The organism is candidate division Zixibacteria bacterium HGW-Zixibacteria-1, assembly GCA_002838945.1.
Classification (GTDB): domain Bacteria; phylum Zixibacteria; class MSB-5A5; order GN15; family PGXB01; genus PGXB01.
The window spans coordinates 12,587-28,741 of the sequence record PGXB01000047.1 but is presented as its reverse complement, the minus strand read 5'-3'; the positions used below and the strand labels follow the sequence as shown (position 1 = coordinate 28,741).

Here is a 16,155-nt window from a genome sequence, read left to right as displayed (position 1 = left end):
AACATCTGAACACCTCCTGTCCTTCGGGACTCAGGATGAGAAAGAATCATAATAATAGTATCCTTTCTCCGTGTCCACTAAATCGGGGGAACTTCATTGTAAAGCCTATTAGTTTTGACAACGGTGATTCGCCACTGTTAAAAATAAATGCCCTTGTTCCTGAATCTCCAATATCAACTGGTGTTGACTCGGCACCATATATGGATTTAACAACTATTTGCTTGCCATGAAATGTAATATCACAATTACCGGGTCCAGTGTATTGATAGGGGCCCACCGGTTTGTCGACCAGAACGGTATCACCATTATTAGCTGCATCGATTCCATCCTGGATTGTTGATTCCCATGGATGAACATAAACTGTTGCAGCAGTAGATGGTATTGCTTGCATAAGGAAAAGGGATGCAAGAAGCATGCTTGACATAAATAGGCACTCTTTAAACATATTAAACCCTCCTTAGTCAATCATTATAAGATTTGTAATTATCTGGATAATATTTATGGCATGATATCACCTCCCTATCATCCTGAAACTCTGAGGGGTATGATTTTGCCTAACAATTAAGCGTTGTGTTGAGAGCTCTAACTAAGTTGGAATGTCGAAAGATGAAATTGGCCCTAATACTAATAAGTATATATTTATAAGCAATATAAGTCAAGTATTTTTGTAATGATGCGTGGCAATATTATCTCTTATTAAGTATATATTCAAGTCTCTTAATTTGTGATGTGTCTGAATCACTTTTTGCTAGTCTGCCGGCGTGTTGCAAGTGTTTAAGCGCCATGGCCTTATCGCCAAGTCCTGCATATGCCAGAGCCAGGTTGTAGTTGGCCTTGAAATAAGCGGGATTAATATTGACGGCTTTTTGCAATAACCTGACAGCCTCCGCATATTTCTGACTTTGCAAAAAAAGAACGCCATAATTCACAATTACAAAGACATCACTGCTGTCGAGAGTATAAGCTTTGGTAAGACACCCCTGTCCTTTTTCCGCCCGCCCAAGCTGCATATATAAGACTCCGGCATCTGTCTGAGCTTTGGCACTGGTTGGGAATCTGGCGGCCATGGCGTCGGCCAGGTTCAAAAGGTCGGCGGAAGTGCCATAGGTCGAATAATAATTAGTCAGAAAATGGTAAGTGAAAATATTAAAGCGGTCGGCCTGGATCGACAGATTCAAATAGCGCTCGGCTTCCGCAGGCTTATTATGCGCCATATAATACTCGCCCAGCTTATTTAATATCAATGATGAATCGCTCTTTTTAAGAGGGGGTTGTTCCCACGCTTTGAGAGCGAACTCGAGCTGTCGGTCGCTCATTTCCGAGTGGTCACCGGCATAGCTGTTCAGCAGATTATATTCCTTGAATAAGTTATTGAATTTGCAGACCTCGATAATTTCGGCAAAACGATCGGTCGATTTTGCGATGGAACTGTTTATGGCAATAAGCGATATCGTTAGAATAAGCGAGACGGAGACAATCGAAATTATGATGGCAGGAAACTGCCCGCCGCGGCGGATTGATAAGATAGCCAGTGACGCGATAAGTATCATAAAGAAAGGCAGGGCATAAAGATCCCAGTCGCGCGGTCCGCCCAATTGAGGAACAAAGAAGAATATGAAAATAGAAGAGGACGCAATAATCCACCCGGCATAATGTGCCTTCGCTTTGTTTGAATCATCAAGTTTAATGCCTGACTTAAATGCCAAAGGCAAAATGGCTAGTATGGGTAACGCCGCAAGACACAGCCAGTTGATGATATTCAATAAATGACGGATGGTGAATATCGCCTGAGGAGAACTGTCCGAAGGCAAAATTGATAAAAGATAACGCTCGATACCGGTGTTCCAAAAAGCACGCACAATATATGCGGCGACTATTATGGCAACTCCTGCAAATGTCATATATTTGTTGATCTTCCCCATAGCCAATCTGTATTTTGTAGAGCCTTGCACAATAACATAAATCAATGCCGGCCATAGCAAAAAAGCAGCCACTGAGTGAATTATTACTGCAGTGATACATAATATTATAAAGTACTTAATATATGCAGAATTGTCGATTGCTTTGAGGCCACTGTGAAAAACAAATGGCAAAATTGCGGCAATCAGGGAATAGCTTTCGATATATCCGAAAAAGAAGACAGTTACGCCGGAAGAAATGATGGTCAGGAAAGCAGCGACAGACGATTCCCTGAAAAGATGGCTTGATAATTTCCAAATGCCGATGATAAAAATTACTCCGCAGAGTGAACTGAATATTTGATAGGTTTGCACCGATTCATACCCGATCGGTTTCATTATAAAGTTGTACAGACCGGCATGTAATATGAAATCAAGAAACTCGGTCGGTAGAAACCAATTGTCGAATGTGAGCTGGTTGGTTCGCAAATGACCATCGCCAAGAAAAGTAGTGGCTGACTTGAATAGTACACTCAGAATAAAGAATGCTGCGATGAATATGAAGTAAAAGATAATTCTAATATTCGTGTTTCGACGGATAATTGCATTAAGCCGCTCAAGTAATAAGATAACTTTTTTAGATATAGGGGAAATAAGTATCAAAATAACCAGGCTGATTAATAAGTACGAGTTTATACTTGAATAAAATCCCAGAAGATTAATTCCCCACAAATGACGAATATGTAACAAATTAGCAGAGGCAAAAACAATTATTGTCAGCGCTGCAATTACTCCTCCAATTGTGCCCTTTATGACGCCTGCTCTATTCATATCATAACCAATCGACTATAAATTCTGATTCAGAAAGATGCGCATAATTATAATATATCCGTCTTTACAAATCAAATAAATTTGTCGAATAGCCCTATCTCACCTCGAACACCACCTTACTCGAGCGGCCGAGGGCGTCCACGCACATCAGTTTATGAACACCCCGTTCGGGCGGATAGAAAACACTCTGGCCGATATCGGCGCTGGCATATAACCGGTCATCGAGAAACCAGTGCACTTTGCCGCTTTCGAGCGAGACAGATGCTTTGAATAATATCTTCTGATACTCCGCCGGGGCCGAAGCGCGCAGTTCATAGAAACCATCCGGTTCCGGCGAAACAATCACGGGGGCATCATCGGCCGCCGGCCCAAGGCAATAACGGTTGTGCTCCGGGAGCGGCTGCACCAGCCCCTGTTTGATCAGCCAGTCCGACAGCCGCGCCGGCCACTGCTCGACAATGGTCGTGTCGATATGCGCCGATCGATACATGCATCCGCGGCAAAGCATGTGCCCGCGGTCATGATCGACAAAAATCTGCTTATGCACATCGCAGGGCTCTATCGGCGAGACACCTTTGATATAAAAATCCTTGACCGTACTTGGGCAGTGCTCGCCCGGCGGCATCCCGCTGACCGTGCAAACATCGCGCCACTCGACGCGGTCGGGCTTATCGAACCAGGTCAATTCATGCCCCTTGGTAATCTCGTTGAATATGGCCAGCATCAGGGGAGAAGCGGCCTGGACTCCGACCAGATACGGCGACCCCTCGCCGGAGAAATTCCCCGCCCAGACCCCGATGGTGAACTGCGGATTGTAGCCGATAGCCCAGGCGTCCTTGCGGCCATAGGACGTGCCGGTTTTCCAGGCAATGACGGCATGATCTTTGGTGTCCATCCATGAGGTCGTCAGTTCCGGACGCCGCAAATTGGAAAGAATATCCGAAATAATATAAGAGGTTTCTTCAGAAAGAATTCGACGCCCATCCGCGCTATCGATGTCTTTAATTTGCCTGACCGGCTTGTACATCCCACCGCGCGCCAATGTCGAATAGAAATTGCCCAGTTCAAGCAACGACACCTCGCAAGCGCCCAGCACCAGCGGCAGACCGTACTCATCATATTTGCGGTACAGTGTTGAGATACCGCCGACCTTCAGGAACTCATAAAACTGCTCCAGTCCGACCGTTTGTTCCATATTGACGGCGGGAATATTGAGCGACATAACCAGCGCCCCGCGGGTTGTCACGATGCCCCGGAACTGCTCGTCATAATTGTCGGGGGAGTAACCGTTGATGTTGATGGGAATGTCATCGACTCTTGATGACGGCGTAATCAGCCCGTTTTCGAAACCGAGCGCATAGACAAAGGGCTTGAGCGCCGAGCCGGGCGATCGCGTCGCAATGGCGCCATTGATCTGCCCGCTGTGTTTGAAGTCTTCGAAATCGGGCGAGCCGACCAGAGCCAGCAACTCGCCCGATTTGTTATCCAGCACCACCACCGACAGATTGTGAATATTCTTATCGATCAAAGATTGATAATTCCCCCACGCCAGCCTTTCGCACATGGCTTGCGTCGCGAAATCGATGGATGTCCTGATGGCGGCTGTCGTGGGATATTGCGAAACCATCGTCTGGCTGAACTGCGGCGCAATAAAGGGGCGGTCGTAACGCTGTGCCGGTATCTCTTCGATTATCGAAGCCGTATATTCAGTTTCATCAATAATGCCGCGTATTTTCAAAAGTCCGAGTATGACATCACGCCGGGCGAGACATCCCGACTGCGACAGATCGGGACGGTACTGATTCGGCGATGAGGGTATGGCGGTCAGGACGGCTGCCTCCGACCATGACAGTTGCCGCGGCGATTTTCCGAAATAGAAATAAGCCGCGGCGCCGACACCCTCGATATTCCCGCCGTACGGCACCAGGTTGAAATATATATTGAGCAACTCGTCTTTGGAATAATGCATCTCAAGTTGAACAGCGCGAAATAGCTCGATCAGTTTGCTTCTGATCGTGCGATCTTTCGGTTCCATCATGCGCGCGATCTGCATGGTAATGGTTGACCCCCCTCGCACCACTTTCCCGGCCCTGAGATTCTCGATAGCCGCCTGGACCAGCGCCACCGGATTGAAACCGGGATGATAATAGAACCACCGGTCTTCCGATGCAAGCACCGTCTTGATAAGCTGCGGTGAAATCTCGTCGAGCGTTACCGGCAGGCGCCAGAAATGATCGGTCGAGGCAAAACAATTCAACAACCAGCCATTCCTGTCATATATGAAATGAGCATTGTCGCGGTTCAATTTTGTTGCCGGAATCGGCCAGATCAGCCAATCCATCAACACAAAAGCCAGGATCAGGATCAGCAGCGGCGCGCTGATCCTGATCAGGTGTTTACTTAATATTTTTGCACTCAAAGTCATTGCATTACGTCAATGAATCAATCACTTCTTAATAATCAGGACGCCCGATGATGAGGCTCCGGCTATCATAGGGTTGTACATGCACTCCGCCGCGATCGGCGGAATATTGAATTTTCCGGCCGATATCGCCCTGAGGCTGTAATAGAATTCCTGTTTCTTACCCGGATTAAGGGTCGTAAACAAGAGCAGGCGGTCGTCCCTAATATCCTTGTAATCAAAAGCACCGATGTTGCCTTTGGGTATCCAGGACATTTTTGGCGCGGTTTCGAGACGCGGATTTTCGACTTCGAACCCGGCCGGCAAAAGATCGCTGATAACGACATTTTCCAGCCGCTGACTGCTCGCGGAGGCCGCAATACGACAGACAACCTGATCGCCCAGTGCGACGATATTGATATCAAGCGGGTTGCCCTCGGCATCCAAATATTCGCGCGTGATCGATATGCCGCGTGAATACTCATCGGGAGCGCCCTCCGAAGGGACACCGTTTACCTGCCAGTTGTAAAAGCATGTGCCCTTGCCTTCGATGGAAAGGTTCACTTCTTTGCCGCCGATGTCATTCCGAATGATTCTGAAGTCATCAGTCCCGATAGAGTATGTACTGTCGCCGGCAATAAATAGTTGACCGGTAAAGTCGGGCTTTTCCTGGCCCTTGAGATATTTGCCAAGCGCCATCAGGGCGTAGGCCGTGGCCTGAGTGGTGTACCATCGGCCAACATGAGCATCTTCAATCAGGGATTTTGCCAGTGCCGCGCATGACGGACTGGTCGGATCGATGTCATTCATCACTTCGAGAAGAATGGCATTGGTACGAACACCGGAGTCGAATCGCCCGCCGGTTTCAGGATCATAAATGTCCGGCTGCACACTTTCCGGCAATAGTGCCAGGGCACTTTGCCGGTCACCGGACATCGCCAGCGTTCCGGCCAGTTGATATCGTGAGTAGGCCGGAAGATCCAGCGTGTAGAGACCTTTTAGATAATTAATAATCCGGTTCTCCATCTTTCCGGCACGTGCCAGAACATAGGCGGCGTAGATCCTCTCGGGGTCGCCAATACCGTTGTCGGTCTTTTTGCCGCGGGCGATATCCCGGAGATTATCTATGATATTATTGTAAGTGTTCTTTTCAATCAAGTATCCGTTGCTGTACGCCTCCACCATGAAATGTGAGGCATAAATCGATGCCCACTGATTGAAAATGTTTCCGCCCGGCCAGAATATAAAATTCCCATCGCCGCGCATCATGCCGCTCAGCCGCAGGATGCCTTCGCGTATGAAATAGTCCGGGCCCCTCGAGTCGAATATTTCCGGCTGCACGAAGCGGGCCAGATCGTTGAAGTACAACAATGGAAAGAGGCGCGAGGTGGTTTGCTCCAGGCAGCCGTAAGGGTATCTTACCAGATAGTCGATCTCACGACTGAACTGCGCCGCCGCGAATGATGATGTCTGGATGACATATTGATCAGTGGTTTCGATCCAATCTCCCGGAATATCTATGACGGCGGTGCTTCCGGCGGCAATCGACCCGGAGCCATACTTCGATTCAAGCGGCATACCGGGACGGTTGGGCAGCTCGAAATTTACTACGGAACGCGATGTATCACTGCTCGCCGTCAGACGGCACGCAATGGTTCCGGCTCTCTGTCTTGCTTTTAGCTTGAATGTCACCGAAGCTTCGGAATTGTCCTGAATCCTGACTTTTTGGGTGGCCCCGGATGCAATCTCGAGCGGGCCGTCGCAGGCAAGAGTGATATCGACATCCGCTGTCCCGCCGGTATTGTTAAACAGTGTCACCAAACCGTCGAAGGCATCGCCCGGACTGACAAAACGCGGGAAACTCTCCTGAATAATGATGTCGTCGCGGACGATGATGTTCTTCGAAGCAGAACCGAATTTATCGTCGCGCACCCCTACCGCCATTACGACCAGACTGCCGTTGAATTCGGGAATATCAAATTCGACATGCGCCTTGCCATTGACATCGGTTTTGACAATGCCGGACCAAAGTGCCACCGGCTTGACCCGGCGGGCCTTGAAAGGATTAAGGTGCCTTTGGCGCGAATTGTCAAACAAATCAGGTGTCATGACTTCAGAAAGCGCCAAACCGGCACCTCCGGCGGGACTGAGGTGGCTCTCGGCTCGCTCCACTTCCGGGTAGATGAATGAATAAATATCGTACGGCTTGAGATGCAGCATGCGCTTGCCGTAATAATATTCCAGCGGGTCAGGTGTCGCAAATCCGGTCAGCCGTAGGATACCGGCATCGACAGCCGCTACCGTCAATTCGGTCACACCCTGCGTGCCGGCGTCAATATTGACCGCCACTTTGCTCTTCGGCCTGATTACTTCGGGAGCATCGATATTGAGCGTGATTGCTTTCTGTTTTTTATCGAGCATTATAGGCGCGACACCGAAAGCGCGTGCCGGTGATGCTTTGTCAACATCGGTTGCCTTTTTTATCACTGTGGCGGTGATATAGGCATTGGGAAAGAAATCCTTTTTGACGGGGATGGTGAACTCGGCGGTATTTTCTTTCATTTCATATGTAATGCAATCGAGGACATTGTCCTTCTCGATGGTCAGGAGAAGTTTACCGCCGAAAGGCGAGCGAATCTGGATGGTGGCTTCGTCACCCGGTTTATAAGACTCCCGGTCAAGATCGATGTCGACCCTATCGGGGTTTTCCATCGACCATGGGGCATAGCCCCATCCTGAGGCATAAAATGAAAGCGAAGCCTGGTGCCCGCCGGTGGGATCGATGACAACAATTTTGTACTTACCATAGTCGGGCGGCGTGAAACTCACCTTTTTACCCGCTACAGGCAGATTTATTTTCAGCGAATCGGCCGGCTGCAGGGTTTCTTCGGATACATAACGGTAATAACCTCGCCCGTTATCACGTAAAACCGAATTATAAATAACCCGGTAAAATAGCACCTTAATCGAATCGATGGCGGTAGGAGCGCCGTCGCTGGTCAGAGCAATCAAATCAATGTCGCATGGCTCGCCCCGTTTGGCATACCCTTCGAATTCGGCCCTCATTCCGATATATCTGGTGTAGGGATGGATCAAGGCCGAGGTGGCGGCGTTGACCGCACGGCCGCCCGGTTCCGAAACCGATACCACGACCGTGGCCTTGAGAGCCGACGGCGGTGTCAGATCCGCGGATATTTCCTGGGCGTATGTGTAAGCGCCGGAGTCATCGAGGATTTTGTCGGGCAAATTGATATTTATTCCGGTGAATTTCCGGTCGGTGTCGGCAAAAGTGTATTTTGTATGCTTCGGCGACTGAAATTGATATGAATCTATGGTCATCCGCCCGGAGACCTTATGACCCGCCGCCGGAGCCCCGAAAAAGTAATTGCCGGTGACATTTATTTTCATTGAATCGCCGGTGAAATATGCCGTTTTATCGGTAGTGACATCGACACGGATTCGATCCGGCATAAATTCCTCGACCAATATCTCGGTCGTCCCGATATTCATATCATCGCCGATATGGGAGACAATCCGATATTTCCCGGTTTTGGCGAAATCGGGAATTTCCAGATCGATCGAAACCAGGCCGGTTCCTTCATTTTGCATCCGGAATTTTTGAAATTCGCGCTGTCCCGGATCATAGATGGTAATAAAATATGGAAACTGGGGCGGGGTCGTTCCATCCGGGCCGCGGACGACACAGGTTATATGCGCCGTTTCGCCGGGGCGGTAGACACCGCGGTCGGGATACATGAAAGCATCATAACCGGAAGTCAAATATGGCCGTCCCTTGATTTCGAAATCGCTGGTCGGCAGAAGACATTCGGCGAATTTCAGGTACGACATATCATCTTTGTCGGTAACAGTGATCAGAAACGGTTCGAATCCTTCCAGCTTGTCCTTGATATTTTTGAAAATGGCAATACCGCGCGAGTCGGTTTTGCCGCTGACAAGGATCTGATTGTTTTTGCTGATCAGTTCCACGGTTGCTTTCGAGACCGGTGAAGCATCGGCCAGCGAATTGGCCCAGACCATGAGATAGTCATCCGACAGGCGGGCCGATATGCCGATATCGGTCATCATGACCATACGGGTATCCTGGGTCCAACGTCCCTCTTTGTTCCTGGCCGATATTTTGAAGATGCCTTTGGTGGTGTCACCGATAATGCCGCCAATGTCGATGGTGGTAGTCAGAGGTTTATTGAACTCACCGTTGAGCTTTTTGTTTTTCTCGAAAAATTTGCGTCCCACCTTGCTCAGATCAGAGTTGTAGCGATTGTTATAGTTCCCCTGTGATGTCATCTCATAGACTATATTGTTCGAAAAAATCTGGCCCACTTCGACTGAAATTTCGTCGATGTTGGTTGTTTCCAGCTCCAGCAATTTTGCACCTTCCCGCGGCAGATAGACACCGGTTGAAGTGAATTTAACCGCCGGTTTTAGATCGGGGATCCGGATTTTTGTGGAAAACTCGTCAGCCAGACCCAATCCGCGGATACCCGGCAGTCCTTTGGAAAGAGTGACCTCATATGTCTTACCCGGCAGGAAATTACCGCGAATATTCAATGTTGATCCTCTGGCTTCGCTTGTTACCGGCAGTTCCGGGTCGATCTTTATGTAATCAACCAGGTCTTTGCCGCCAATCGGTCCATTGAACCGTATTGAAATATATCCGAACTCGCCGGCCGTATTGGCATAGAAATTTTCGACACGCAGCCGCTCGCTGCTTTCCAGATAAATTATTTTTTCGAAATTATCCAGCAGCGGGTCGGTACACTCCCGGCATTCGAGTCCCTTATTAAGAATGATCCGGTACGACTGCTTTAAATTGCTAAGTCGAATCGGCTGAGTCCTGATGATAATACCTCCGGCGTATTGTACTATCTTACCGCCGGATGATGTCTCCCTGTATTCATCGGTCAGATAATTCAAGTCAATTGATGGTTTGGCGATTTCGGCATTTTTATCACCGGTGATGCTTATCAACTTAAGGGCTTGTTCGACATTTACGGGATAATTGAAGAAGAACCCGATATCCAGCCTGGCATATCCCGGTTTGTCATCATCAAGCACCTGAATTTCCGAGGTTTTTTTGAGAACAACCAGCGGCGGCGTCCGAAACGCGAAAATGCTTTTGTCATTGATCCGATTGCCGTAAAGAAATTTCTCTTCTGACTTGACCTTGGCCTCGTAGGTTGTAGCCGGTTTAAGGGATTGGTCGGGATAGAATCGAAGCATGTTTTTTTCGATCCAGCGCGCCAGTCCCGGCAGCGGCGGATCGAATTCGATCGGCGGCTCCAGCACCGCCTTGTCGAGGCTGTCCTCCGGGACCATGTCCCGGCTGAATTTGACGGTAATATTCATCTGGCGCTCGACATCACCCTGCGGGTAAAAATCGGTCACCCTGACATTGAGATCCGGCTCGGTCTGAGGCCCCGAGGCCAGCAGATCGACCGCAACACCGGCACCGGAAATTATAATCGCGGCGGCCAGCGCCAAACCGATGTAAAAATGTAACCTGTTTTTGTTTAAAGTATTAGACACAGCTCCCTCCCAGTAATGAAGCTTTTGTTAATGATAAAGACAGACTGTCCCTCTCCCGAATATTATACATTTTTTCAAAAGCGGTGTTCATATTTTATCTCCGTAATTTTCATTTCCCAAAAACAAGTTTTGGTTCGATCAATTATTACCACGTTGAGACGATATTAAACATAAGAAATATTAATAACAGTCAGGCGACAATGAAAGAAAATAATTCTCGCACACCGGATAGCAAAGGTAATATTCTTATTGTTGATGACGAGGATGTTGTGATCGATGTCGCCGAGTTGGTCCTGCGGCGGGCGGGATATCATGTAGTCACTGCCCGCGGCGGTCCTGAGGCAGTCGGCCTGATGCAGGCTCACACTCGGGCCTGTGACAAATTTGACGCAGTTATACTGGATCTATTACTTTCCGGTGAACCGGCCGGACAAGAACTTATCGAAACATTTTTGGGAATTGATCCCGATTCGCGGATTATTATCTCGAGCGGCAATCCCTTTGACCACATGATTCTGCATTATTCCGAGTATGGCATATCGGGAATATTAAACAAGCCCTATCGGGCGGGAGACTTGATCGCCGCCATAGAAAAAGTCATTGCGGACAATGTTGCCGCTGATTAATGTAAATAGTATTATACCTGCAAAGAAAAAGCCGCCCGGCGATCGGGCGGCTTTTTTGTCATGCACACTAACCTAATTTTCTATTGAGACTTTTTTCATTTCCCGGACACGGGAGGTCCGGTCGGTTTCCTCACGCTCGGCTTTCAGGTTACGTTCGATGAAGGCATAAGCATTATGATTGTGAATCGACTCAATATTGTCAGACTCGATCGTGAACCAGTCGATACGACCGTCACCCGTAAGTCTTTCCGTCACGCCCCGAACGATATCCTCTACAAAACGAGGATTCTCATACATTTTTTCAGTCACATACTTTTCATCGGGACGTTTGAGCAGCGAATAAATCTCGCATGAGGCTTCCTTCTCGATTAATTCGATCAACTCCTCCAGCCAGATGAATACATTGGTGCGGACCGATAATGTGACAATCGAACGCTGATTATGCGCCCCGTACTTCGAGATTTCTTTGGAGCATGGGCAAAGCGTGGTCACCGGAACCCGGATGGTATTGGTAATATCCATCTTTTCGCCGCCGTTGGTGGCCGCCGAGATGGTGCACTCATAGTCCAGAATTCCCTCGGCGCCGGTTACGGGAGCCTTTTTCTTGATAAAATAGGGGAAGGTCAGTTCCAGATGCGCCTTGTAGGCATGCAGCTTCTTCTGGGTCTTCCTGAGGATGCTTTCCAGGCTTGATATATCGAGTTCGTCTTTGTGTTCGTTGAGAATCTCGACAAAACGGCTCATGTGCGTTCCTTTGAACTGATGCGGCAAATCGACATAAAAATTGACATCGGCCACGGTCGCCTGCTTCATGCGATGTTGATCCTTGACGACAATCGGCAGTTTAAGGTTCTTTATACCAACCTTATCGATATGAATATTTCTATTATCAGGTGAACTTTGCATATCTTTCATATTTACCCCCGCGCCTCAGCGGCTGATTTCTATTTTGTTATTCTCCGATTCCCAAATAACAATCCTATCGAGAAGGTTGTTCCCGAAGGCCTTATCCAGAATTTCCCATATCTTTTGCGCGAAATTCTCGGTTGTCGGTATAATACCGCTCATGAAATCCACATCGAGATTGAGATTTTTATGATCTACTCTGGAAATGATCTTTGTCTCGATGATGTTTTTCATTTCCTTGAGGTTGATAATCATCCCGGTTTCGGAATTGATGCTGCCTGTGACGGTTACTTCCAGCACATAATTATGACCGTGCCCGTTGGGGTTGGAGCAGGCGCCGAAAATCTGCAAATTATTTTCATCACTGAAATTCGGATTATACAGCCTGTGCCCGGCACAGAAGGTCATTTTTTTGGTTAATGTTATCTTCACCGTTTAGTCCTCAATAATCTTATCTCCTGGATTTTTCAAAAAGGGCATTTTGGCTCATCTGCGCCCGGTAATGCCTCTTTCGTAGATATAACAACACAAAAAGATAAATGTTCATCACAATTCCAATAAAAATAAGGGCCCCTTCCGGTCGACCGAGAAGCGCTCCAATTATTATTATAAATATATGTGTCCCAAAGCATAACGCCGACTGAAGAACCATCAGTGACCTGTTCCCGAAGCGCTGTTCCGGAGATAAATTGCACGCCTGTCCGACAAGCATATTATCGATTCCGGCAACAAGCTTATCCTGCCAGCCGTACACAATTATATAAAATATTCGAAATAAATTAAGAATCGCCCTGGCCGGTATCGAACGGAACTGGTCTTCGGTATCATCCCGGCCGGTTTCATTGCGTTTCGACGACAATGTTTTAATCCCGAAAGCATCAAGATACGAAAGCTGATAGTAATTGAAGAAAGAGCACTGGATAAAAGTGGAGAAGATCGCAATTATCCCCCAAAATTTAAATATGTTGCTGCCATTGTTTGAGGCCTGAATCGCGATCGCGAGCATGACCAGGGTCAGCGACAAAAAATCGCCAAGCGAGTCGAGATAGCGCCCGATCAGGTGCCCGCGCCCGGTAAGCCGGGCGATGGCGCCATCGCAGGCATCGAAGATATCTTTCAGGTGCAGCGCAATCGCCGCTGCAATCAAAAAACCGTTATAGAACAAACCGGCCGCACCAATGCCAAAAAATATCGATACCAGAGTTATCAGTTCGTGGGGAACTCTGAGCCAATAGAGCACTCTGATGACATAACGAAAATAAAAGATCCAGATGATGGAAATGTTGAAATACCGCCTGTCATGCGGCAGCTTTTCCGATTTTTCGAAATCGATCATGACCCTGATATTATTGAAGCATGATATTGGCGCCGGTAAGCGGCGCGGAATCATCCGATGCCAGATACAAAATCTTTTCGGCTACTTGCTCCGGGCTCAGATCGGCCGTCACGTCGGGCGGAACGGCATCATGAAACATTTTCGTCTCCACGCCGGACGGAGATATCTGATTGACCCGGATATTCAGTTCCTTGAATTCAAGCGCCAGGATTTCGGTCAATCCCCAGAGACCATACTTGCTGATATTATAGGCCCCGAACCCGGGAAATTTTTCGACGCCGAAACATCCCGAGAATGATGAGATGTTGATAATATTGCCGCCCCTTTTTTTATTCGTCATCGAAGCCATTTTTTGCGACAGATAAAACGGCGCCGTGACATTCGTTTCCAGCATCTTTCGGAACTCATCCATAGAGGACTCCTGCATCAATCCCGAACTGAATCGTGCCGCATTGTTGATCAGGATATCCAGCCGTCCGAATTTCTTCTTTATATCCTTGAATAGAATATCAACCCTGCCTTGATCGGAAACATCGACTGCCTTGGGAAACAGACGAATATCATACTCGCGGCAGAGCCCTGCGGTTTCGATCAACTCCGGTTCGGTGCGCGAGACCATGATCAGGTCGGCTCCGTGCTGTGCAAAAAGCACCGCCGTCGCCCGGCCGATTCCTCGTCCGGCTCCCGTTATCAGGGCAATTTTGCCGTCCAGCTTTTTTTCGGTTGGTGACATAGGCATCTTATTATTGAATTATCGTGAATATATGATATTTCGTCCGGGTTTACAAGTCGAACAGTCATTAATTCAATTCTCAGCTACCTTTGATCAGATCGTCGATTTTTGAGGCCAGTATGAAATCATTTTCATGCAGGCCGGATATGGCATGTGTCCAGACGGTGAAATCGACTTTGTTATAATGAACGCAGAAATTGGGGTGATGCCCTTCCGCCTCGGCAACCTCCTCGACCTGTCTTAAAAAAGCCATGGCTTCCCGGAAATTTTTAAATTGAAATCGCTTCTGCAGCGTTTCAACCGTTTTGCCGCCCTTCACAATTGCATTGACACGCCAGTCCGATACCTGCGGCATCAGATTCTTGATTTCATCGCCGCCCAGCGGCTGTATTCCGCCCTCACAGGGAACACACTTTTTGCCTCGCAGGAAATCAGTCATAAAATTGTCCTTTATCCTTAAAATTATATTTTCTATCAGCTGTCAGTAAATACGCCCAGCCGGCCACCCTTGACTGAAAATATCGGACAATGCCGGATTGCCGGAAACGAGTATATATCATGACTCGACAATCTCTATTCGAGCCGGGTCCATGGTTCCGCCCAGCTCGCGGCGGCATTCCTGAAGAAATGTATGCAGCGGGCCGTCAGCGATATCAGGGTTATTCAGTTTTCGATAATAATCCGGCGCGCCGACTTCAATCGTGGCTGGAAGCATAATATTGGCCGTCGCCCAATAGTCGAGCGCCACCGGGTCGGTCGAGGCCAGGACGGTATCGGCTTGGTAAGCCATAGCCGGATCAAGTCGGTCACCCCAGCCGATTCTTATGGCGGTAATAATATTAAGATCGGCCCGGCGGATTTCTCTCATATATTTGCCGAGAACGCCCGCGGTGTAGCGGAAACGGAAAACCGGATGACGCTCGTAAAATTCGCGGACGAAGGGAACCATTCTAATGGTTCTTCGATGATGCGCCATCCAGCGGAAAGTGGCCGAGGCGCCGATATGATGCGTGTTGAAGGTTCCATCCGGCGTCGGCCCCGGATAACCGCAGCTCATGTCCACCACACCCATATAATTTTTGACCGCGGCGGTGACTCCGGCATAGGGACCGTGATGATTCATTGCCGCAAAATTGATAAATTTAACCGGCTGTCCGGTATATTGCCCATCCCTGAAAGCGCCATTCTTCAAATCTATGGTAACGCCGCTGAACGCCGAAGTGAAAATCGGGTAGGCCAGAAGACAGCGGTTGCCATGGGGACATTCATAATACAAATCTTCCTGCCAGACATAGCCGTCACCTTCCGATGGGTGCCCGACGACACTATTCCCCGAACCCCCGAATTGAAGCGGATTCGGGTTGGGGCCGGCCGGGTGCCAGTGATATTTGGTGACATTGGGATGACCCTTGTCATTGAAATAGCCGACCAGCTCATTGTAATTAAAGCGGCCGTTGCGCTTGTCGGTTGTCCAGCCGCGGCCGCCGGGTGTTTCGCTTTGGTTATTGTCGGCCAAAACTATTTCACCGGCAAACCCGGGAATCTCGAGTATAATCCGAACGAATTCGGCGATCACATCGGTATTGGTCATCCCCTGGTTCCACCACTGACTGTTGACCTTGAGAATGACAATATTATCCTTGTCGATAAATTTTCCGATTCCGCCGAGGCTGTCCACCATCCGACGGGTGATTTCACCCGGATCGGGCCCCGTGGCCCTATAAATGGTGGCTTCGGTTTCCGGCGGAAACGGCTTTGGCTCGCCCGCCGAGGCATAACTCATAATTTGCGGCAAATATATCATGACCGGTATTGACCCTATAAATTTCAATGCTTGTCGCCGTGATACCATCAAACCAGTTCCCCAAAAAGATATC

Annotated in this window: 11 protein-coding genes; 1 reads left to right on the top strand and 10 read right to left on the bottom strand. The window is 48.6% G+C overall.

The features are described 5' to 3' along the window. Nucleotides 1–46: 46 nt before the first annotated feature. From CVT49_14290 to CVT49_14275, 4 genes are all read right to left on the bottom strand, one after another. Nucleotides 47–445 carry a hypothetical protein gene (locus tag CVT49_14290; GenBank protein PKK82343.1) on the bottom strand — a complete coding sequence of 133 codons (399 nt, stop codon included), beginning with the start codon at nt 443–445 and terminating at the stop codon, nt 47–49. A gap of 241 nt (nt 446–686) precedes the next feature. Then, complete coding sequence (locus CVT49_14285; protein ID PKK82342.1) at nt 687–2,729, bottom strand: hypothetical protein; 2,043 nt, start codon at nt 2,727–2,729, stop codon at nt 687–689. A gap of 94 nt (nt 2,730–2,823) precedes the next feature. Beyond that, a complete protein-coding gene (gene pbpC / locus CVT49_14280) occupies nt 2,824–5,154 on the bottom strand; it encodes a penicillin-binding protein 1C (GenBank protein PKK82341.1) in 2,331 nt (776 codons plus the stop codon). A 21-nt stretch (nt 5,155–5,175) separates the two neighbouring features. Beyond that, nucleotides 5,176–10,677 (bottom strand): hypothetical protein, encoded by a 5,502-nt coding sequence (locus CVT49_14275; protein PKK82340.1) that lies wholly within the window; start codon nt 10,675–10,677, stop codon nt 5,176–5,178. A gap of 200 nt (nt 10,678–10,877) precedes the next feature. Here CVT49_14275 and CVT49_14270 point away from each other — a divergent pair, with 200 nt between their 5' ends. Continuing rightward, the gene (locus tag CVT49_14270) at nt 10,878–11,303 is read left to right on the top strand and encodes a response regulator (GenBank protein PKK82339.1); all 426 of its coding nucleotides are present in this window, start codon (nt 10,878–10,880) and stop codon (nt 11,301–11,303) included. Between the two features lie 72 nt (nt 11,304–11,375). Here the strand turns inward: CVT49_14270 and CVT49_14265 are convergent, their stop codons facing one another. The 6 genes from CVT49_14265 to CVT49_14240 form a co-directional block, all read right to left on the bottom strand. Then, nucleotides 11,376–12,218, bottom strand: coding sequence for a GTP cyclohydrolase I FolE2 (locus tag CVT49_14265; GenBank protein ID PKK82338.1), 843 nt, complete (start codon nt 12,216–12,218; stop codon nt 11,376–11,378). A gap of 15 nt (nt 12,219–12,233) precedes the next feature. Further along, nucleotides 12,234–12,617: a 6-pyruvoyl tetrahydrobiopterin synthase gene (locus CVT49_14260; GenBank protein PKK82346.1), complete on the bottom strand. Its 384-nt coding sequence runs from the start codon at nt 12,615–12,617 to the stop codon at nt 12,234–12,236. Between the two features lie 43 nt (nt 12,618–12,660). Then, nucleotides 12,661–13,599, bottom strand: coding sequence for a hypothetical protein (locus CVT49_14255; protein PKK82337.1), 939 nt, complete (start codon nt 13,597–13,599; stop codon nt 12,661–12,663). Next, a complete protein-coding gene (locus tag CVT49_14250) occupies nt 13,556–14,284 on the bottom strand; it encodes a hypothetical protein (protein ID PKK82336.1) in 729 nt (242 codons plus the stop codon). The genes CVT49_14255 and CVT49_14250 overlap by 44 nt, the downstream gene beginning before the upstream one ends. Before the next feature lie 73 nt (nt 14,285–14,357). Beyond that, nucleotides 14,358–14,717 carry a 4a-hydroxytetrahydrobiopterin dehydratase gene (locus CVT49_14245; protein PKK82335.1) on the bottom strand — a complete coding sequence of 120 codons (360 nt, stop codon included), beginning with the start codon at nt 14,715–14,717 and terminating at the stop codon, nt 14,358–14,360. Between the two features lie 117 nt (nt 14,718–14,834). Next, nucleotides 14,835–16,130: a hypothetical protein gene (locus tag CVT49_14240; GenBank protein PKK82334.1), complete on the bottom strand. Its 1,296-nt coding sequence runs from the start codon at nt 16,128–16,130 to the stop codon at nt 14,835–14,837. Between the last annotated feature and the right edge of the window lie 25 nt (nt 16,131–16,155).